The organism is Nocardioides abyssi (assembly GCF_030412915.1).
Lineage (GTDB): Bacteria > Actinomycetota > Actinomycetes > Propionibacteriales > Nocardioidaceae > Nocardioides > Nocardioides abyssi.
On sequence record NZ_JAUHJR010000216.1, the window covers coordinates 1 to 273 of the forward strand.

Annotated in this window: 1 protein-coding gene; it reads right to left on the bottom strand. The window is 67.0% G+C overall.

Translation table 11 applies throughout. From position 1 onward, the window contains the following. Positions 1 to 240: hypothetical protein (locus QWY29_RS20545; RefSeq protein ID WP_300963075.1), on the bottom strand; the 240-nt coding region annotated here is incomplete at its 3' end. Between the last annotated feature and the right edge of the window lie 33 nt (positions 241 to 273).

Sequence of the window (273 nt, forward strand, 5' to 3'; positions counted from 1 at the left end):
CCTGGAGTGACCGCAAGGAACATAGCAAGCTTCGTTGGGTGCAACCGCGAGCGAGACGCCGCAAAGCTCCGCCTGCATGGCATCGGACGACGAGGTGTTGGCATTGATGCAGACGAACCCGGTTTCGCGGGCGCGCGCGATCCAGTCATCGAGCCGCTTCAGCGTGGTCACGGTTTCGTAGGCGTTGTGATCGATGGCGCGGAGGATCGCGGCGCGCGCTGCCACCGCGCCGACCGTCACGGCGGTCTTGTCCCTGGCCGCCGGACCCGGCGT